Origin of the sequence: Microcoleus sp. Pol12A5, assembly GCF_036701435.1 — a bacterium.
GTDB lineage: Bacteria > Cyanobacteriota > Cyanobacteriia > Cyanobacteriales > Microcoleaceae > Microcoleus.
The window spans coordinates 1-20297 of the sequence record NZ_JAUBQU010000109.1; the positions used below are offsets into that span (position 1 = coordinate 1).

15 protein-coding genes, 1 pseudogene and 1 riboswitch are annotated in these 20297 nt (G+C 45.4%); of the genes and pseudogenes, 4 read left to right on the forward strand and 12 right to left on the reverse strand.

Annotation, left to right across the window (positions count from 1 at the left end):
• Positions 1 to 814 precede the first annotated feature (814 nt).
• Entirely contained in the window at positions 815 to 2188 is a 1374-nt protein-coding gene (gene thiC / locus QUA45_RS22425; RefSeq protein WP_333222157.1) for a phosphomethylpyrimidine synthase ThiC, read from the reverse strand.
• 7 nt (positions 2189 to 2195) lie between these two features.
• A riboswitch (TPP riboswitch) is annotated at positions 2196 to 2292 on the reverse strand.
• A 225-nt stretch (positions 2293 to 2517) separates the two neighbouring features.
• On the opposite strand from thiC, the gene QUA45_RS22430 reads away from it, so the two are divergent.
• Together QUA45_RS22430 and QUA45_RS22435 are read left to right on the forward strand one after the other, a co-directional pair.
• Positions 2518 to 2709, forward strand: a complete 192-nt coding sequence (locus QUA45_RS22430) for a DUF4058 family protein (protein ID WP_333222158.1) — start codon at positions 2518 to 2520, stop codon at positions 2707 to 2709.
• Positions 2710 to 2837: 128 nt separating this feature from the next.
• Positions 2838 to 5927 (forward strand): NACHT domain-containing protein, encoded by a 3090-nt coding sequence (locus QUA45_RS22435; protein WP_333222159.1) that lies wholly within the window; start codon positions 2838 to 2840, stop codon positions 5925 to 5927.
• Positions 5928 to 6055: 128 nt separating this feature from the next.
• On the opposite strand, the gene QUA45_RS22440 is transcribed toward QUA45_RS22435, so the two are convergent.
• A complete protein-coding gene (locus QUA45_RS22440) occupies positions 6056 to 8326 on the reverse strand; it encodes a tetratricopeptide repeat protein (protein ID WP_333222160.1) in 2271 nt (756 codons plus the stop codon).
• Between the two features lie 31 nt (positions 8327 to 8357).
• On the opposite strand from QUA45_RS22440, the gene QUA45_RS22445 reads away from it, so the two are divergent.
• Entirely contained in the window at positions 8358 to 8483 is a 126-nt protein-coding gene (locus QUA45_RS22445; RefSeq protein ID WP_333067264.1) for a hypothetical protein, read from the forward strand.
• Between the two features lie 157 nt (positions 8484 to 8640).
• Here the strand turns inward: QUA45_RS22445 and QUA45_RS22450 are convergent, their stop codons facing one another.
• Complete coding sequence (locus QUA45_RS22450; RefSeq protein ID WP_333100879.1) at positions 8641 to 9510, reverse strand: 6-carboxytetrahydropterin synthase; 870 nt, start codon at positions 9508 to 9510, stop codon at positions 8641 to 8643.
• Between the two features lie 48 nt (positions 9511 to 9558).
• The gene (locus tag QUA45_RS22455) at positions 9559 to 9813 is read right to left on the reverse strand and encodes a hypothetical protein (protein WP_333100878.1); all 255 of its coding nucleotides are present in this window, start codon (positions 9811 to 9813) and stop codon (positions 9559 to 9561) included.
• A gap of 108 nt (positions 9814 to 9921) precedes the next feature.
• Between QUA45_RS22455 and QUA45_RS22460 the strand changes: the two genes are divergently transcribed.
• Complete coding sequence (locus tag QUA45_RS22460) at positions 9922 to 11421, forward strand: cyclic nucleotide-binding domain-containing protein (RefSeq protein WP_333222161.1); 1500 nt, start codon at positions 9922 to 9924, stop codon at positions 11419 to 11421.
• Positions 11422 to 11520: 99 nt separating this feature from the next.
• On the opposite strand, the gene QUA45_RS22465 is transcribed toward QUA45_RS22460, so the two are convergent.
• The 8 genes and pseudogenes from QUA45_RS22465 to QUA45_RS22500 form a co-directional block, all read right to left on the reverse strand.
• Positions 11521 to 12201 carry a J domain-containing protein gene (locus QUA45_RS22465; RefSeq protein ID WP_333100875.1) on the reverse strand — a complete coding sequence of 227 codons (681 nt, stop codon included), beginning with the start codon at positions 12199 to 12201 and terminating at the stop codon, positions 11521 to 11523.
• Between the two features lie 447 nt (positions 12202 to 12648).
• Positions 12649 to 13611 carry a cysteine synthase A gene (cysK, locus tag QUA45_RS22470; protein WP_333100873.1) on the reverse strand — a complete coding sequence of 321 codons (963 nt, stop codon included), beginning with the start codon at positions 13609 to 13611 and terminating at the stop codon, positions 12649 to 12651.
• A gap of 58 nt (positions 13612 to 13669) precedes the next feature.
• Positions 13670 to 14110: an Rrf2 family transcriptional regulator gene (locus QUA45_RS22475; RefSeq protein ID WP_333067256.1), complete on the reverse strand. Its 441-nt coding sequence runs from the start codon at positions 14108 to 14110 to the stop codon at positions 13670 to 13672.
• A 394-nt stretch (positions 14111 to 14504) separates the two neighbouring features.
• A complete protein-coding gene (locus tag QUA45_RS22480) occupies positions 14505 to 16703 on the reverse strand; it encodes an iron uptake porin (protein WP_333100872.1) in 2199 nt (732 codons plus the stop codon).
• Positions 16704 to 16995: 292 nt separating this feature from the next.
• Positions 16996 to 18645, reverse strand: a complete 1650-nt coding sequence (locus QUA45_RS22485) for an HD domain-containing phosphohydrolase (RefSeq protein WP_333222162.1) — start codon at positions 18643 to 18645, stop codon at positions 16996 to 16998.
• A gap of 160 nt (positions 18646 to 18805) precedes the next feature.
• The gene (locus tag QUA45_RS22490) at positions 18806 to 19087 is read right to left on the reverse strand and encodes a 4a-hydroxytetrahydrobiopterin dehydratase (protein ID WP_333100870.1); all 282 of its coding nucleotides are present in this window, start codon (positions 19085 to 19087) and stop codon (positions 18806 to 18808) included.
• A gap of 606 nt (positions 19088 to 19693) precedes the next feature.
• Positions 19694 to 19837 carry a hypothetical protein gene (locus QUA45_RS22495; RefSeq protein ID WP_333222163.1) on the reverse strand — a complete coding sequence of 48 codons (144 nt, stop codon included), beginning with the start codon at positions 19835 to 19837 and terminating at the stop codon, positions 19694 to 19696.
• A gap of 151 nt (positions 19838 to 19988) precedes the next feature.
• Positions 19989 to 20297: pseudogene (locus tag QUA45_RS22500) on the reverse strand (photosystem II D2 protein (photosystem q(a) protein)); the annotation flags it as partial.

Genomic DNA, 20297 nt, shown 5'->3' on the forward strand with positions numbered 1-20297 from the left:
AAACTCATCTTTAACTCTGGTTGAATAATCGATCACTCCCGATCGCCAAAAAGCGATCAATTATTCAGCAAGCCCTACTTAGCTCCAATGGTGCATGAGGTTGGCGCTGCGTTAACTCGCCCTACGAAGTCAAAATTTATCGTTACCAGGCTCTGCCTGGTAATGAATATCTAGAGGCTCTGCCTCCATTATCTAGAGGCTCTGCCTCCCTTGAAAAATAGTACAAAATATGAGTTTTTACAGCCTGCTTAATGGCTATGAACAAAATCCGTTCTATTGACTTATTCTCAGCAATAAGCGGTATGAGATTAGCGTTTGAATCCACCGCTGTTCCTTGAATCTGGAAACGGAATATTTCTTAAGCAGCGAAATCAATCTCGACGCTCAGTTAGTTTACCAGTAAAGGGTAGGCGACTAATTTACTATCGTGGTGGCACTTCTCTTCCTTCTTGGAAACTGGGTTGGCGAGGCGAGTGCAGTTTAAACAAAATTGAGTTGATGAAGAGTTTTATATTGAAAAGGCGAAATAAAGACTTTGGGCATGACGCAGACGGCAAGCTATTAATTAAAGGGGAAATAGCTAGTTTTTTGCCTCATCCCCATCTAGCTCTAAGTCTGAATTCCTTGGTAACAAAAAAGTAGCTGCAAGGGAACATCGGAATTCTCCTTTTCGGAAACTCCTTTTAATATAACCTTAAGTAAGGTGCGCCATCAGCACCATAGTTTTGGGCGAGCAGGATGCCCGCCTCACAAGAAACGAAATAGCTTTACGATTAAGTAAGGTGGGCAATGCCCACCCTACGAATTAATCCAATTAGCTTTGCGCTACAGGTTCCTTAGCTAAAAACTTCTCTAATTCAGTCAAAGCATCGGCATCAACCTTAGTCTGCATCGGACAGAACTTAGGCCCGCACATTGAACAGAATTCAGCAGTTTTGTAGATATCGGCCGGCAAGGTTTCGTCGTGATATTCCTTTGCCCGTTCTGGATCTAATGACAGCTCAAATTGACGGTTCCAATCGAAATTGTAACGCGCTTTCGAGAGTTCATCATCGCGATCGCGCGCACCCGGACGGCCCCGTGCAATATCTGCAGCGTGAGCCGCGATTTTGTAAGCAATCAGCCCGTTTCGGACATCCTCAGCATTCGGCAATCCTAAGTGTTCCTTCGGCGTCACGTAACACAGCATTGCAGTACCGTACCAACCAGCCATCGCCGCCCCAATTGCTGAGGTAATGTGGTCGTACCCAGGCGCAATATCTGTCACCAACGGCCCCAAAACATAGAAGGGTGCTTCCGAACATTCCTCCATTTGTTTTTTGACATTAAACTCAATTTGATCCATCGGAACGTGGCCGGGGCCTTCCACCATTACCTGCACGTCATGTTCCCAAGCTTTGCGAGTTAATTGTCCCAAAGTTTTGAGTTCAGCTAATTGAGCTTCGTCGGAAGCATCGTGAGTGCAACCGGGGCGCAGAGAATCTCCCAAACTAAACGAAACATCGTATTTTTTGAAGATTTCAATGATGTCGTTAAAGTGAGTGTAGAGGGGATTTTGTTTGTGGTGATGCAGCATCCACCGCGCCAAAATACCGCCGCCGCGAGAGACAATGCCAGTAATTCTGTTCCTCACCAGCGGCAAATGTTCGATGAGAATTCCGGCGTGAATAGTTTGGTAATCAACACCTTGTTGAGCGTGTTTGTCAATGATGTGAAGAAAGTCATTCGCCGTCAGACTTTCCATATTACCGTGAACGCTTTCTAAAGCTTGGTAAATGGGTACAGTACCGATCGGCACCGGTGAAGCTTTGATAATCGTAGTGCGAATTTCATCCAAATTGCCGCCGCCGGTGGACAAGTCCATCACGGTATCAGCGCCGTATTTAACTGCTAGTTTAAGCTTGTCAACTTCTTCTTCCATATTGGAAGAGTTTGGAGATGCACCGATATTAGCATTGACTTTGCATTTAGATGCAATGCCGATCGCCATCGGTTCCAAATTCGTGTGATTGATATTAGCGGGAATAATCATCCGTCCCCGCGCTACTTCGGCGCGGATCAGTTCTGGCGGGAGATTTTCTCGCTTAGCAACAAAGTGCATTTCCTCAGTAATTACACCTTGGCGGGCGTAGTGCATTTGAGATACATTGCTTTGCCCTTGACGCTTCGCGATCCATTCGGTACGCATATTTAATTTCCTTGATAAACAGCTTCCCTCCGCTGGTATTACCCAGACTCAGGTTCTAAGGGTGTTTTCTCAGCCCGGATATTCGGGCACCCCTAGCTAAGCTGTTGATTGTATCACCGATTTCTGTGCGCCACGGCAGCAACTAAGGAAATCTTAATATTGAGAGATAGATGAGGGGAGCGATCGCCCTTTTGGGGCTTCTGATATTTCTGTTGTTTAAAAAGTGCGATCGTACCGCATTTAACAATCTAAAAACAATCACACCTCATCAGGATTAATCCCCATTTCGCACAATTTTGCTGCTAGGCGATCGGCGCGTTGTTTTTCTTTTGAAGCTTTTTCAAGACGATAAAGTTAAAGATATGTCAGGAGACGAAGAACCTGTTGTGAATTTATCTGAGATTTTGAGACAAGTTTATTTGGAGGCGACTCTAGATTTGGCGCTAAATTATTCAGTGCAGCCTGTTCCGCCGTTGAGCGAGAGTGATTTTCAGTGGGTGCGATCGTTGATGGAATCGTAGGATGGCGACAAGAAGTGCGATCGGGATCTTCACGAAAGGTGCAGCCGATAAAATTCTACATTTAATCACAGCATAACAAGGAGATAAAGGCTAAGATAGATAAAATCTTTTTGCTTTGCTGAAACTGTATGGAAGCTTTTGTGGGATCGGCTATTGGAAACATTCTTCTAAGCATACTCGCTAATGTTCTGACGGAGACTCTCTTGTATAGCTGTAAAGCGCTAGAGGGTGAAGAGCCTTTGAAACCGTATTTGGATACGACTCTAGCTCCCATACTTCAGAAGGCTGTGGCAGCAGTGGCTAGATCTACTGAGTATAATGATAAGATTCAAACCCAAAAATTACGGATGTTTCTGGCTTCTCCTGAGGTGGAGGCTATTGTCAGGCAGATATATGCAAGCAAGCTGGTTCCTGAACAAAGTAGTCAATCAAAGTCGATTCGTCAAGAATTTATTACCTTGTTCGCCCTAAACCTAGACAGTGAGCAGCAGACTCATGAGAAGATTGCCACTGAAATTTTCGATGCAATACTAACAGGCTGTGAAAAGGCTTTAGAAGTTGCTATCAACAGAGGTGTACTTGCAGCCCATGAAGCAAAATCTGTCGTCCGATATCAGATGCTTCGTGATGAACTTGCGGCTATACAGAGGAATCTTACTTTTCTCACAGGACAACAGCGGCTAGACATTCAAGCAATTCTTGAATTTGAAAAAAAATATCGTCAGCAAATTTCTAGTCGGCATGGATACATTACTCCTCCTAATTTTGATACAGCTAGGAAGCTGCCTATTGATAGGCTTTATGTCTCCCCTAGCTTTATAAGGATATCTAGCCCCAAGGACGAACAAACAGAAATTGGGAAAATTGATGATTTTTGTTCTGTTATATATCGAGCTGTGCTATTAGGAAATCCCGGTGGTGGAAAGTCGACTTTTAGTGACAAGCTTTCCAATGACCTAGCGACTCGCTATTCAGAAAAGCTTCTAGCAGGAAGACAAGTTACTCCTATTCATGTAGTTCTTCGAGACTATGGATCTGCCAAAAAGGAGTATAGCTGCTCAATTCTTCAATTTATTCAAACAACAGCAGTTTCCAAATATCAACTTGAATCACCACCGCTGGGTACATTTGAATATCTCTTGCTCAACGGTCGTGTTGTAGTTATTTTTGATGGTTTGGATGAGTTGCTTGATACAAGCTATCGGCAGGAAATTAGTGGTGATGTGGAATCTTTTTGTTCACTTTACCCTTCAGTTCCTGTTTTAGTTACTTCAAGAGAAGTGGGGTACAAGGAAGCACCACTTGATGAAGAAAAATTTGAAATATTTCGTCTAGGCTCCTTTGACGATGATCAAGTGAAAGATTATGTAGATAAATGGTTTTTGGCCACAGGATCGGAACTAGAAAAAGAACGGCACGATAAAGTTAAAGCCTTTATACAAGAAAGTAATGTTGTACCGGATCTCAGCTCTAACCCGCTCATGTTGGCATTACTTTGCAATATTTACCGAGGAGAAGGTTATATTCCTAGAAATCGACCAGATGTTTATGAAAAATGTGCTGTCATGCTTTTCGAGCGTTGGGATAGAGGTAGGGGAATAGAGGTTTATCTTCCTTTTCAATCACGTATCATCTTTGCAATGATGTACTTGGCTCACTGGATATATACAAATGAGACTTTACAAGGAGGTGTGACAGAAGGGCAGCTTATAGCTAAAGCCACAGATTACCTTTGCCAACGACAATTTGAAGATCGTGATGAAGCTGAAAAAGCTGGATGCGACTTCATTCAATTCTGCCGGGGACGGGCTTGGGTCTTTACCGATACTGGAACAATGAAGGGAGGTGAAAGACTATATCAGTTCACTCACCGAACATTCCTAGAATACTTCACTGCTAGGCACCTCGTGCGAATAAGCCGTAATCCGGAGAATTTACAGGAAACATTACTGCCTAAAATCTGTAAAAGAGAGTGGGATGTAGTTGCACAGCTAGCTTTCCGAATTCAAGATAAGGAAACCGAGGGAGCTGGAGATGAATTATTATCTACGCTAATACAAAAATCGCATAAGACGCAAGGAAGTGAGAAATGGAATTTAATATCTTTTGCGGCTAGATGTTTAGAATTCATGGTTCCTAGTCCGAGCGTGAGGCGAGATATTACTAAGGCGTGCCTTGAATTTTGCATAGAATGGGGAATTGAACAGATAGAGAATAAACAATTATCAAGCGCGAAATTAATTGATTTTGATGTCGCTCATCCAGCGAGGGAATTATTATCTGAGCTTTTAAATTCGGCGCTTGAAAATCGAACAACCATTGCCGAGACTTGGAAAAAGTTAATTATTGACATTATTAATGATTTAGATAATAATAAATCTTTTATAGCCTATGAAATAGGGGTGCATTCTGATATAGCGCTTGTTTTTAACAATTTATCAACACAACGAACAACACAAGAATATATAGAATTTTGGCGTGGTATTTCTGAATTTATTTTTGAAAGTTGTCTCAATCGTATAAAAACATTATCTTCAAAATACTATTTAATCTGTATAGATTGTATTAAGAGTAGAAAAGTTTCTATTTCTGAACTTGTGGATTGGCATGGAATTAACAATCTATTTGAAAATAGTTCATATACTATATTTCCCAATGTAGTTAGATCACCTGTTGTCGAATTATTATGGTATAATACCTTTTATATTTCAAAAAATTTACCAGAAAATTCGCAAGAGCCGCACAGGTTACTTTGTTCTGATTTGAGTGACCTGGGTCAAATTTTTGCTTCCTATTCAGGATCGGTAATTACCCCTTTGCAACTTGATGCTAGATTTGATATTTTCCATAAATTTGAGAGGCGTTATTCAAAAGATTTTCATAAGAGAGAACAACTACAACTATCACCTAATGCTCTTTTTGGGGCTTTTATCATTGTTGCAGTATCTCTTGAGATAAAGTTAGAATATTCAGGAAACCACAAAAATATTAAGGCTGAAAAAATTCTTGAAAACTTTGGACTGAAGCAGTTGGCTCCCCTTGATTCTTTTCAATTCACCTTCTTGTCTCGTTTTAAGCCAGTAGATGAAAATATGATACAAGGGGAGCTGGAGAAATCTAGCCTTACGCTCGAACATAAAGCTTTTGTGTGGCAGTGGGTACGACGAGAAATTAACCTCGTGGCTAAGAGTAGTAGCAAGGACAAGAAGAAAAGGTAATGAACAAGCTGAAAAGCAAAGCTTCTGTGAGAGATACCGATTCTCAAATAAGTGAGGTACGCCCCGATCGCATTCCGACTCCCAGGCGTACCTCATTTTACTCAAAAGTGCTATGTAATAATCAATGCTTACATCGAAGCTGTTGAAGTAGGTCGATCGACCGTGCTATCAGAGACCTTTGAAATATCAGACGATTCCCCGGCATTTGGCTTAGCTTCAGTCTCTTTTTCCCCGGATTCAATTTTGTCTGTGTCCTGTTTTAATTCTGATACAATTGCGCCTCGATCGCGCCAAGCTTCGGCATTTTCTGGTTTGATGGCAATAGCTCGATCGTAAGCTGCCATTGCTTCCTCATAGCGCTTTAATTCAGACAAGACTATCCCCAGATGACGCCAAGCATCGTAGGAGTCTGGCTTAATAGCAATCACTTTCTCATATGCTGCGATCGCTTCTTCATGGCGCTGCAATTTGGCCAAAGATTCGCCTTTACCAAACCAAGCTTCGTAACACTCGGAATTAAGGGTAATTGCTGATTCGTAAGAGGCAATTGCTGCTTCGTGCTGCGACAGTTTGTCGAAAGCTGCGCCTCGGTTGTGCCACACTTCAAAATCCTGCGGTTTAAGGGCTATTGCTTTGTCGTAGGATTCGATCGATTCTTGATATCGCTGCATTTTTCCGAACACAGCGGCTCTATTGTACCAAACTTCGTATTTATCAGGCCGGATGGCGATCGCCCGATCGTAAGAATCAATAGCATCGCTGTAGCGCAGCAGTCTCCACAGCATATTGCCTCGATTGTACCAAGTTTCATATCTCTTGGAATTGAGTTCAAGAGCGCGATCGTAAGAATCAACTGCTGCTGCGTACTGCTGTACTTTGGCCAGCATCGCACCTCGGTTGTGCCAAATTTCGCTGTCCGTTGCTTTGATAGCGAGGGCGCGATCGTAACTGGCGATCGCTTCTTCGTAATGCTGCAATTGACCCAACAAAGCCGCTATACTGTGCCAACAACCGTATTTTCGGGATTCGCTCAAACTAGCTCGCTCGTAACAGGCGATCGCCTCTTCGTACTTCTGCAATTTTGCCAGCAAAATCGCTTTATTATACCATGCTTCGTAATTATCCGGTTTAATTAATATTGCTTGGTCGTAACAGGCGAGTGCTTCTTCCATGCGCTGCAATCTTGCTAACACATTTCCGCGCCAATACCAAGCCTCATTCAAAAATTTATTCGCTAAAACAGCTTTTTCCAAACACACTAATGCTTCATCATAATTGCCTTCAAAATAAAGCCCTTCAGCTTGCTTGATATAATCGTCAGCAATCAAATTTTCGTTGCTAGCAGGTACCGTTTGCGAATTTTGGGAATTGTTTAAGGGCGGTTGAGATGCGACTTTGAGAGCTTCTTTGGCAACAACTGCGGGAACTTGGGAAATTTCTTGAACAATTTGAGATTTTTTCTCGTCAACTTCTGTCCGCAAAACTTGTAGGTGCATGATAAATTGCGATTTGAGAGTCTCAATTTGCTCGACGGAAGATTTGGAAAGTTCAGTTTCTCTAGTTAAAAAATCAATAGATTGTTGAGCAGCACTCATTTGCGCTTCTAATTCATCCCTCAACTTTTGAGTGAGTTGGCTAGAATTTATGAGTTCTGATTCCAATACACCAATGCCTTGCAATCGTTTATTGGCATCAGCAACCAAGTGTTTGACGATCAGCCGTCGCATCATCCAAAAAAAGGCAATTGTCACTGGTGGAAATACGGTACCAAGAATTAGTAAAATATTGAGCAGAGTTATGGTACTATTAAAACCATATCCAGATTCAGAACTGCCACTAGACGGGGAGATAAAAGCGAAAACCTCGCGAACTTGAGGATTGGTTTCAACCCCGGTTTCGATTAATTTAGCCAGCCAGGTTTCTTGTAAAGATTTTGTTAGTTCATCGCCGGATGCAGCAGGAGTATTCGCCTTGGTTTTTGCAGTAGATACATCGGGTTGAGCGGCCGCTACTAGCAAACCTGTCGGCGATTTTACAGCAATTCGCGGGGAAAATTGTTCGTAGGCGATCGTCTCAGGCTCGCTAATTGACTCAGCCCGACGGGATGCGGTAGTATTTGGGAAAAATTGTTCGTGAGCGATCGTCTCAGGCTCGCTAATTGACTCAGCCCGACGGGATAGGGTAGTATTTGGGAAAAATTGTTCGTGGGCGATCGTCTCAGGCTCACTAATTGACTCAGCCGGACGCGATTCAGTATTATTTACCGCATCAACAAAGTTGCTAGCCTGCGGTGTCTCAGGAGAAATAGGATGTGCAGCAGGATTGGCGCTAGTATTAGCAGTTAAATTGTGGGATGCGAGGGCAGCCAGAGTCAAGAGAGCTAGATTAGAGACGCGCATAAACGTCAACTCATTTAGGAGAAATTAGTGCTTGGTTGTCAGCGATCGGGCGATCGACCTCATCGTCTCAGCAGTTAGAATAGCTGACATGAGGAATGCTGACTTACTATCTCCAAAATACGCGCGGAGTCTGACTTTTCAGGAAAACTGCCAGTAATTGTGGCTGTCGAACTTTGATCGAAGAATATATTCTCGCGCCTCATGGGGTTGGATAACTCTCGGAATCATCATTAGGCTGGTAGGGGTGGCTTCACCAATCTGCACAATTAGCCAACTATCCGGGTGAACCCGCCCCAACCGACCGGTTTTTAACTCTAAACCCTAGCTAAAATCGCTTCCTGCTGATGTTCAACCGCCACTTCTTCTAAATCAGCGCCGAAAATTTCACAGCTATTATTCGGACTTTCAATCAGCTTAATCTTGTGCAACTCTGCGCCCAATTCCCGAACGGGCGATCGCAATAATTGCCCGATCCGAACAGCAATATTCTCCGCAGTCGGCACAACGTTCTCAAAATAAGCAATATCCTTATTTAAAAAAGTGTGATCGAAAGGTTCAACAACATAATCGTCAACCGCTTTTTGCAAAGCTCCCAAATCAGCAATCATCCCAGTCCGCGCATCAATTTCCCCTTTAACAGTCACCTCTAAATGATAATTGTGACCGTGACCGTTGGGACGAGCACATTTGCCGTAAATTTCCGAGTTTTCTTCAAAGCTCAAATCGGGACGAGCCAACCGATGGGCGGCGCTAAAATGAGTGGACAAAGTTAGATAAGCTTCCATTCCGTTTCCTAAATATTCAGCCCAAAGTTCGGGATGTTCAAACAATTGAATTTTACTCACAGGCAAATGAGGAGCTAGCCGCAACCAAATTTGCCGTGCTATGTTTTCGGTAGTTGGCAGAGTCTGCTCAAATTCCGGCCACGCTTCGTTAAGGTAGGAAAAATCGAGATCCTTGATAACTTCCCGCTTGATGACGTGCTTGACATCAGACAGGTTGAGCACCATGCCGTACTCGTCGAGTTCGCCTATCATGGAAACGTAAAGGACGTAATTGTGTCCGTGTCCCGGTGCGCGGGCAGTTGGACCAAACCGCTCAAAGTTCTCGGCTTCGCTTAACTCCGGCAGCCAGTACCGGTGACTCGCCGAAAACTGTGCCCGACGATTGATGATGCACTGCATAAAAGTCAAGTAGGGTAAGCTTGTTAAGTTCTGTAAAGGACTTACTTCTTAAGGATAAACTAATTTTTGCGGGAATTTTTCGATTATTGGAGGGTGCTGTAAATGAATTTCTACCAATTTTCCAAATATTGGCCACAAGTTGCTCGATCGCGCCGGGCCCTTTTTAGGCCACCACAAAGATATCCGGCAGAAAATACCGCTACAAAACAGTTTCTCGCCATCAGTTGCTAACCCATCAGTTACGAGTCTTTCCGAGAGTGGGTGAAGCTGAGCTATTCCCAAGGGAATCGACTTTTTTGCCACACAGGACACTCCACAGTTCGAGTTTTTCCCCTAAGCTCTGCAATAGTTAGCCGTTGGCAGTTCAGTTGCGCTCAAAACTAATCACCAATTACCCATTACCCAATATTAATGAATTCGATTACTGCACGAGCCGATCGCTTTTTTGACCATTTATCGGGTGCGATGACAACCCCGCTATTCTATATCGGGGACACTCATCTGTCCATCAGTGCGATCGTCAAACTGATAATCTTAGCTATATTTGCCTTGATTATAGCTAAGATTATCAGTGAAGGAATCAAGCGCAGCGTGCTAGTTCGGATGAGATTGGATCGCGGCAGTCGAGAAGCAATTTCTACGATCATTAGCTATATTTTAGCCACTATTGGCTGTATATTCGTCCTGCAAGCTTCCGGCATCAACCTTACTTCTCTCACCGTCTTAGCTGGGGTGGTCGGCATTGGTTTCGGCTTCGGCTTGCAAAATCTCGCCAGTAACTTTATCAGCGGACTCACCCTGCTATTCGAACACCAAATTAGAGTCGGAGACTTTATTGAAATCGACAAGTTATTAGGAACAGTAGAAACAATTTCGATTCGCTCTACAATTATTAAAACAATTGACGGTCTATTTGTAATCATACCAAATATTAAGTTTGTCGAAACTAACATTATTAACTGGAGTTACAGAGACCCCAGATGTCGCCTCCGCATCCCCGTCGGTGTTGCTTACGGCTCTGACCCAGTAATAGTTACGGAAGCGCTGTTAATTGCGGCGCGGATGGAATCGAATGTCTTGTCCCATCCTTCTCCTAAAGTATGGTTTCACGGTTTTGGAGATAACGCTTTAAATTTTGAACTTTTAGTTTGGATTGACCAGCCACAGGAAAGCGATGCGATTAAAAGTGCGGTAAATTTTTTAATAGATTACGAATTGCGCCACCGAAATATCGAAATTCCATTTCCCCAGCGGGATTTGTGGCTGCGAAACCCGCAAGAGTTAACTAAACTTTTTTACCCTAACAAAGACGATAATTCCAACGGCAAACTTTTTCCGCAGAATGCTAAACCTTCAGCCGACATCAAATCTAATCCGCCCGTTTCTGAACATAAAAATCCAGCGCCTAAATCCCTTAATAATTGGACGCTGCGAGATTTGTTGAGGCGAGTAACTTATTTTGAACAGTGTACGGATTTAGAACTGCGGCAGTTAATTGAATACGGCTACCGACAACTGTTTCCAGCGGGACAGGTGGTATGTAAGGAAAATGACCCTGGCGATTCTTTTTATATTATTCTTTCAGGTACTGTAGAAGTTCTTTCTCAAAAAGCCGGTCAGTATATTGCTACCCTTCACGAGGGCGAGTTTTTTGGGGAAATATCTTTGCTGTTGGGTACTCCGAGAACGGCAACTGTTAAAACTAGCGAAGATGCAATTTTGTTTGTGGTGGAACGTCACGATTTACAAAAACTTTTAAGAGAACAACCCAATTTAGCCGATCAGATTGCTCAAAAATTGTCGCAACGCCAGCAAGCTTTGAGAGATTTGGGATTGTTAGATGGCGACTCTCTGGAACAAACTCCTTTTATAAAAATTCGCAAGCGAATTCAAGTCCTTTTTGGAATTTGAAAGAATGAAGAAGGACGTTCGGCAACGAGCACTGTACAAGATGTAACGGATGTCATGAAGAAGGAAGAGGGAAGAGGGAAGAGGGAACAATCTGCTTTTTTAACTTTTAATTTTTAATTCATCCTGCGCTTCCCGCCGCAGTCTAGCGGCAATTCTAAACAGTTCTTGACCAGTGTGCAAGTGGCGATCGTCATAATTGAGGGTAAATAGCTGCAATTCTTCTATTCCGTCTCCGACTTGATTGATACAGTAGTAGAGATGGGCCGCAACTCCGGCTACATTAGATGGATTGGGCATTGATGTAAGAAAGTTATGAGCTTTTTTGAGAAACTCGCGACTGGTTTCGATATAAAGTTGAAACTTTTCTATCAGTTCGTCATCAAACGGATCTGCGGACAATTCGTCTATTTCTTTTTTAAGTGGCTTCAAGATGCTGTTGAGCATTCTATTGACTGGTTTGTATACTTTAATCAGCCACTGTTCCATTTGTTCATCGGCCTCCCTCGCTGTTTGTTTTTGCTGGCGGCTGACGTTTGGTGCGCTGGGTGATTCCTGTTCACTTTGCTGGGAAAGTTGGCGATCGTAAGATTGTCTGTGCTGAGCGTCTCCTAATATTTCATAGGCTGCATTGAGGCGGACAATTTCTTCGTGACCCGCTGTGTCGCTGCGGCTGTCTGGATGAAATAATTTGACTAAACGGCGGTATGCTTGTTTAATCTCGGCTTGTGTTGCGGTTGGGCTAATCTTTAGGGTTTTGTAGTGATTGGTAACGGAAGACACGCTCTTATTTCCTTGAAATCTGGATTATTGGCAAAAAAGTGCTTGACAAAAATATCATTATTTGCTAATTTATTAGGTATTTATTTGATATAAATGTCAAAAAGTGTAAGTAAAAAACGTCTGTTTTCAAATTATCATAAATCTATTTTAGAAAAACATTGATGCTTTTGAAGTGGCAAGCCGTTGCACATTGAGGACTTCTATAGCGCTGCTCCTGCCAACAGTTAGCTCCTTCTTTTCTGTTGTCTTCCTTCGTCCCCACAAGAGCGCTCAGCGCCCGCTTCGCTAACACGCCGAAAGCGGTTCAAAAAAAAGCACATTCACAAATTCGGCATCATTCGCGATCGAGGAAGCTAGAATCTACCGCCATTCTTGAATCTAAAAAGCCAAGCAGGGCGTACAGTGTACGCCCTGCTCCGTGTTGCTGCAACTTAGCTGGAGGCTGACCTAGTTGAGGGCCATCGCCAGATTGAGTTCTGGATCTTGGAACAAAGGAGTGCTCAGATAGCGTTCGCCGAAGCTAGGCTGAATCATTACAATCAATTTCCCTGCATTTTCGGGACGCTTGCCGACTTTGACCGCCGCACATAGTGCCGCACCGCTGGAAATACCGGACAAAAGTCCTTCTTCTCTGGCCAAGCGACGACCGTAGGCGATCGCCTCGTCATCCGTAACAATTATAATTTCGTCGATCGAATCCACATTCAGCACCGGCGGCACAAAACCAGCACCGATACCTTGAATTTTGTGAGGCCCTGGCTTTCCGCCCGACAGTACCTGACTGTTGGCCGGCTCAACGGCGATCGCCTTAAACTCGGGTTTCCGCGACTTAATCACCTCTGCGACACCCGTAATCGTACCGCCCGTGCCGACTCCCGAAATCAGGAAATCCACCTCGCCGTCTGTATCTTCCCAAATTTCCTCAGCCGTTGTCGAACGGTGAACCTGCGGGTTCGCTGGATTCCGAAACTGCTGCAACATATACGCATTGGGAGTTTTATCCACAATCTCTTGAGCGCGGCGGATGCAGCCGCTCATGCCCTCAATTCCGGGAGTCAGTTCTAGTTGGGCGCCGTAAGCTCGCAGCATCGATCTGCGTTCCGTGCTCATCGTATCCGGCATTGTCAAAATCAACTGGTAGCCCTTAGCCGCCGCCACCATTGCCAGAGCAATTCCGGTATTGCCAGAAGTCGGTTCCACTAAAACCGTTTTGCCTGGAGTAATCAGCCCTTGGGCCTCTGCTTGATTGACCATACTGACACCGATGCGGTCTTTCACCGATGCTGCCGGATTCATGCCTTCGAGTTTTACCACAATCCGAGCCAAGCAGCCTTCAGCTTGGGGAATGCGGTTGAGTTGCACCAAGGGCGTCCGCCCTACCAATTCTGTAATGTCGCCAGCAATACGCATAATCTTTGTCAGTTTGTGGTTGAAAGTAAATGTTAATTCCTAGTTGGCAATATTTTAACTAGATGTAATACATGATATCGAGCTGCCGTCTGCCATTGCGCTTTTCGCACAGATCCTGTAGCGTGTATTTTTGCAAAACCGAGTTGGCAATCGATCGAGCTTCTTGCCAAACTTCCCAAATCACCGCACTTTCTACAGTTTGAGCAGGCGAGTCTTTTTCAGAGCGATCGAACTCTGAGCCTTCGAGACAGTTGATAATTTCTAGAAGTGTTATTTTCCAGGGTTCCCTCGCCAAAAGATAACCTCCCTTAGCTCCTCGCTGGCTGCGAATCAGCCCGCAGCGTCTCATCGTAGCCAGCAACTGCTCTAAATATCGATCGGGAATATTTTGCTGAGCCGCTATCTGGCGAATTTGCAGAGGCTCGCCTTCTTCGTAGCAATCGGCAAGCTCCAGCAAAGCTAAGATTGCGTATTCGCTTTTACAGGAGAGTTCTACCATAATTGCTTCCAATACCAGAATTATCAACTCCGAAGTCAGATGTTAAAATTCTCCTCAATGTTGAGTTCTTAATTCTAACTCCTAACTTTACCTTTTATTATACCCCGGTTTTCCACTGAACTTAATCGACTTTCATCGCTTCATCCTTGGGACGATCGGCACTCGCGCTTCTGTGAAACCCAGTTGCTAGTTTCGACTATCTCCGCTTCTACGACGGCATTACCTCAAGAAACTGGGTTTCTGCGTCTATCACTAATAATTTTTAATTTTGAATATATTTTTGGCGCCCCCTTCGTCCCGCAAACAAAAAAGCCCTGCGCTCGGCAGGGCTAAACTTGGCCTTTAGAGTGGCCGGCAGAGAGGGTATAACCTCCCTGCCTCCTCTAACCCGCTCTTAGAACGTAAAAGTAGTTCTCAGAGTACCAATGATGATGTCATCATTACGGTCATCTTGATTAGGATTTGTCACCCAAATCACGCCCGGAGTAACAGAAATGTTGTCCGAGAGCTGAAACTTGTAGAACCCTTCAACGTGATACGAGTCATCGTTGCGGAAGTTCCGCAAACTCCTCGATGCTTCAAGGTCATCCAAGTAAGGCTCACGACCTACCACGAGCCCTAGCAAGTTGCCTTCTTTCCCTAAATCAGGCAAAGCCAAGGTGACAGCGTAGTTCCAGATTTTCGCATCGCCGATGCCTAGAATTCGGGCATTGGTTAAACCTGCCCAGCCACCAAGGATAAATCTCGGGCTCAGTCGCAACGAAGCCTGAGCGCCGTAGGAGTTGGTGACAACTTTGCGAGCCCGGAAGCCGTCAAAGCCCTCGCTCAAACCGTTGAGAGAATTAGCCACGCCGGTACCGGTGAAACCGCCGAGATTGTCGATTCCATTTCCCAAACCGTTGTCAAAGCCGAAGTTACCTCGGTTAAAGTAACCGTGGTTATAGTTGAAAGCAACTTGCAAGTTGCGTCCAGGAGTAAAAGTCAACTGACCCATCGCCGCGTAGTCGCCATTCAACAACCCAGCACCCTTAACCGGACTGGCTGCATTTGACGCCAAATAACCAAATGACAGAGAAGTTGGGCCGAACACGCCGCCAAGTAAGCCCCTGCCGCCAAAGGCATAGTCAAAGCCAATACCTGCGCCACCGCCCAAGCGGTAGATGGGGTTGCGCTGTCCAAAGGCGCTCAGTGCTCCGTTGCCGCCGTCAAAGTCTTCAAAGTAAGGGTTGACAGTCGGCATAATGTCGTCCCAAACGCCAGCGTTGGCTATCAGGCTAACGTTGAGTCGCTGACCGACGGGGAACTTGTATAGCAAGGTGTCGAGGGCCACAACGTTATCGGTTCTGCCGACTACGTTCCAAGTTTGAGTGCCTTCGCTTGTAGCACCAAGGTTGAAGTTGCGACCGTTGCCGACTTGAAGCCTGGTCAGCAGTAAGTCCCTGCCGGTGAAGCTAGTATTTAAATTCAGGCGCACCCGTTGTTGGAAGACAGCTTCATTGTTGTCGCTGCCTAATCTTCTTTCGTCTCTGCCAAACAAGCCAACGTTGCCACCAAAGTCATCGCTGAGAGCGAAAATTGCTTCCCCAGTCAGCTTAGTAGTGGTGGAGAATTGGTTGGCTTCGAGTTCGGATGTCCGAGCTTCGAGAGCATCGACGCGACCGCGCAGGGTTGCCAGTTCCGCTGCAAATTCTTCTTGGAGCCGTTGGAGGGCTGCCAAGTCATCTCTCGTAGCGAAGTTGCCAGTGCCGCCTCTAATTAGCTCGCTCACCTTGTCTAAGCAAGCATTTAAACCGGCTGCGAATTCGTAGCGAGTCATTGCGCGGTTCCCGCGGAAGGTGCCGTCGGGATAACCGGCAATACAGCCGTAGCGCTCGACTAGGGATTGCAGTGCTTGGAATGCCCAGTCTGTGGGCCGCACGTCGGAAAGTTGAGATACTGAGGTAACTTGACCTTCAGTTTCGCCACCGGCAGCACCTTCGGTGCTGTACTGGTTGAGCTGTTCTAATGTGGTGGCTGGGTTTTGCTCTTGTGGTGCGGCAGTTTGGGCTACAGATTCAGCCGGTTTTGGCAAACTTTGTTCTGCCGACTCTGCCACTGCCGGGGCTGGAGTTTCTAATTGAACTGCACCGATTTGCTCTGGGAGAGCGGTAGCTGCCGGGGCGGGAGTTTCTAGTTGGGCTGCCGGGGCAGAATTTTCTACTGGTTGAGCGACTGTTGTCTCAACTGCGGCTAAAGCTTCACTTGTAGGTTGTGATGCCGCTTGGGGATTTGCCTCAGCAGGGGCTGTGTTGGCTCCGACGATCGCACTTTCAGGTGCAGCCGTGGCCACATCTGCCATCGCTGCCTTGGTTTCGTTGCCAGCGACTTGGGAAATTTCTTCTACTGGCTCGGAGGCTGCAGTTGTTTCGGAAACAGCAGCTAAAGCATTTAGTTTCGCTTCGGAGGTTTCAGCGGTTTCAGCTTTAGCGACAGCGGGATTGAGCGCATCAGCAGCCTGCTGAGCGTCTGCTGCCATCGCGCTCGAAGAAACTACTAGGGTAGCTCCTAAGACTGCTGGGCTGATTAGTAAGTAACTCCACAAAAATTTCGACATATTCACTCTCATCCTCACACCGATTACAGAGAAACTTTTCTAGTCTTCTATGTGGTCAGTCGTTGCTCAACTAGCATACTCTAAAAAGAGACCTAAAATTCACTTTTTCTTTTGATTCTTTCGGGCTGACCGAGTATATAGATGTGACTGACGGCTGCAGCGAGCCTGTTTTTTCACCTGTTCTCAACTGCGTCAAAACCAGACCAGGCTTGGGCTGTCGATTGATTTTACCGATCCCACTTTAGAGCGCCCGATCGCCTATTTACTTTTTAGCACAGCGCGCCCGACTCGTCTAGGCTGATTCGAATTTAACCTCCAAGCTGTGACCGAGGACGGTAAAGACTTGGCGATGGTCGAACAATTCTAACAAATCGGCGTTGATTTTGTTGTGAGCTGCTTCTTGCCACAAAATTTTCATCGCTACGTCTGTTCGCAGAGCTCGTTTGTACGGGCGATCGCCTGCTGTCAGGGCGTCGTAAATATCGGCGATCGTCATCAATTGCGCTTGAATTGGAATTTCTGACTTGTTTAGGCCTCGCGGATAGCCTGTGCCGTCGAGTTTTTCGTGATGTCCGTAGGCAATTTCTGGAACATTTTTTAAATCTTTTGTCCAAGGAATTTGTTTCAGAAACTCGTAAGTGTGAGTTACGTGAAATTCTATTGCAGATCGTTCTTCCGGCGTCAGGTTGCCCCTCGACACCATCAATTGCACGATCTCGTCTGGGTTCAGCAGGGGTTTCTTTGCCCCATCTATATCTCTGTAAGTTTGTCGAGAAATCTCTCGCAGTTGAGCAAGGGGTTCTGCTGCCAAAATGTGAGGCTCGTTTGCCTCTAGCAGCACTTCCCAGTATTCTGCTAATCTGGCTTTCGCCTCTGCTAGCTTAGTGTCTAGCTGTTCAATTTCCTGGCATTGAGGGCACTCTGGCTCCTGGAGGGGGTGTTTTCGGTAGGCTGAATGCTCCAGCAAGTATTTATATTTAGACTGGACGCATTCCATTTCCATCGTCCGCTGAGCTAACCCAAAGCGGTGGCGAATAATTTCTAGCTGTGCGGGGTAGAGCTTTTTCTGTTTGGTCAAAACTGCTTCGGAGACTCCGATTTTGCCAAAATCGTGCAGCAGGGCGGCGTAGCGAATTTCTTGAATTTGGCGGCTGTTAAAGTAAATAGAGCGCAGTCGTCCGCTGCTGACGGTGTTTACTTCTTCTGAAAGGCGTACTGTCAGGGCTGCTACTCGTTCTGAATGACCGTAGGTACAGGGATCTCTGGCTTCTATGACTTGCACCGAGGCTTTCACGAAGCCCTCGAACAAATTTTCTATGCTATCTTGGAGCTGATTGCGCTCGATCGAGATTGCTGCTTGAGAAGCGAGCGATCGAACTATCCTTTCTTCCCACTCGGAATACTGCTGAGTCGATTCCCAGGCATTGTCTGCTGTCAGCACCGTATCTGCCTTTGTTTTGCGGTTGATCAGTTGCAGTACGCCTATTGTCTCGCCCTGTCGGTTTTGCATCGGCAGTACCATTACCGAACAAGTGCGGTAATTAATATCCCTGTCAAAACTGGTATCTAGCCGATAGGGTACGCCCGGGGGTAAGTCGTAGGCATCAGACAGGTTCAAACTTTGACCTGTAATTGCCACGTATCCTGTCAAACTTTTGTCGGTCAGTGGCAGAGCGAACTCTTTAAACGACAGGCTCGGTTTAGAAGCATTTTGGGCTACCTTGAACAGCAGCTTAGATGTTTCGTCACTGTGATCTACTAAGTAAACGCTACCAGCATCGCTGTAGGTAATTTCCCTACTTTTGGATAAAATTAAGTTTAACAACTCGCCCAAGTCTTGGGCGCTTGACAAAGCTGCGCCAATATCTAAAAGCTTTTCTATCAGATCGGTTTTTTCTGCGGCAGACTCGTTCTTGAACTCTGGCTTTTCAAATACGATCATGTTCGGATGATGGGGAATAGCCTTTTATACATTGAACGTTTGGCCTCTCGACTTTTTCACACCCGATTTTAACCCCTAGTCGATTTTTTATTTGCGAGCTTTCCGCGATCGGGGACTGTCGCTAGATGCAGTGGCTCTTGTTAGGCCAACGGACACTCTTTTAATCTAGCGTAGAAATCTCTTGGGCTAGCGCAAAGTCTTTCTCAGTTAAGCCTCCGGCATCGTGGGTTGTCAAGTTAACTGTAACTTTGTTGTAGGAGATTTCTATGTCGGGGTGATGTCCTGCGGTTTCTGAGGGGGCGACCAACTTATTTACAAAGGCGATCGCTTCGATAAAATTTTTAAATAAACGGGTACACCGCAGTTTGTCACCTTCAACCGTCCAGCCTGACAATTGATTGGCACGCTCTTGAATTTCAGTATTGTTAATTAGCTCAGCCATAAATTTTTTCTTTGGGATTAGCAATGGCAAATTAACTGCCAACGTGTAGAAACCCTGACCAAAAACTATCCGCTCTCACCAATAGCGTTGACTCTCAAGTTTTAATACTCAAGATTTAACACTATTTGAGGTGAGAGCGGTCTAGCGGGTCTTCAGATTAGAACCTGACTGCCGGGAGAATCCCTAGCTCAGCCTGGTTCCCCGTGGAAGTCGTTTCCCGTTGGAAACGACGGCTGACTGCTAGTGAGCGGCCCCGGCGCACAGCCGGTAGTTTCCAATCTGATGACCCATGCGTTTACTACTTTCTATCATGGGCATCACCTCCAGGTTTAGCTAAATGGCTTAATATTGGAACGCACATCACCTAAATACAAGATTTAAGGTGATGATTTGTGCGCTAGCCATTGCCAGCGTTACCAGAAGAACTTGCGTTCTGAGTATCATTCTAGTATTCACAATTATTAGAATAACACAAGGAATTAGAAGTGGGGGGAGGCAAATTGAGATTTTTGTAAGATGAGGGCAAATTACTGCTGCTGCAAGGTCTTCGATCGATCTCTACAGCAATCGGGCGATCGCAGTTTCCGCCATTTGTTTATATTTTCTTCAGAATCCCGGCTGTGCGGTTATCAGGTGCATGACAACTCTGGCGGCGGAGAAAGACCGATCGATTTCTTGCCAGATAGGAGACTTCACCACATATAAAGACACAAGTTGTTCTAGTCGCAGGTAGAGTTGGTTTTTGTACACAATCAACTTTTTTTAGGGTGCTAATTCGATCGAATCCTGCAAACAAAAAGCTCCCGCCACCAGGCAGGAGCTTTTTAAGTATTAAGGGTAAAGCCTAAACTGCTTTATCTTACCCTTTTTAAATGTGGGAAATTTTGATATTTCGCGCTGATTACAGAGCGTTACCGCGAGGCAGAACTTCTTCAGGGAAGATGAAGTTTTCGTGGGGTTGGTCCGTAGGAGCCATCCAAGCACGAATGCCTTCGTTAAGCAGAATGTTCTTAGTGTAGAACGTTTCAAACTCAGGATCTTCAGCAGCGCGCAATTCTTGTGATACGAAGTCATAGGCGCGCAGGTTTAATGCTAAACCGACGATGCCAATGGAACTCATCCACAAGCCCGTGACAGGTACGAACAGCATGAAGAAGTGCAACCAGCGTTTGTTGGAGAAGGCAATTCCGAAGATTTGCGACCAAAAGCG

Coding starts and splice junctions, on each gene's coding strand:
- cysK (WP_333100873.1), bottom strand. CDS start 13,611: ATGCGTATTGCTGGCGACATTACAGAATTGGTAGGGCGGACGCCCTTG.
- QUA45_RS22485 (WP_333222162.1), bottom strand. CDS start 18,645: ATGATCGTATTTGAAAAGCCAGAGTTCAAGAACGAGTCTGCCGCAGAA.
- QUA45_RS22435 (WP_333222159.1), top strand. CDS start 2,838: ATGGAAGCTTTTGTGGGATCGGCTATTGGAAACATTCTTCTAAGCATA.
- QUA45_RS22460 (WP_333222161.1), top strand. CDS start 9,922: ATGAATTCGATTACTGCACGAGCCGATCGCTTTTTTGACCATTTATCG.
- QUA45_RS22490 (WP_333100870.1), bottom strand. CDS start 19,087: ATGGCTGAGCTAATTAACAATACTGAAATTCAAGAGCGTGCCAATCAA.
- QUA45_RS22450 (WP_333100879.1), bottom strand. CDS start 9,510: ATGCAGTGCATCATCAATCGTCGGGCACAGTTTTCGGCGAGTCACCGG.
- QUA45_RS22475 (WP_333067256.1), bottom strand. CDS start 14,110: ATGGTAGAACTCTCCTGTAAAAGCGAATACGCAATCTTAGCTTTGCTG.
- QUA45_RS22480 (WP_333100872.1), bottom strand. CDS start 16,703: ATGTCGAAATTTTTGTGGAGTTACTTACTAATCAGCCCAGCAGTCTTA.
- thiC (WP_333222157.1), bottom strand. CDS start 2,188: ATGCGTACCGAATGGATCGCGAAGCGTCAAGGGCAAAGCAATGTATCT.
- QUA45_RS22440 (WP_333222160.1), bottom strand. CDS start 8,326: ATGCGCGTCTCTAATCTAGCTCTCTTGACTCTGGCTGCCCTCGCATCC.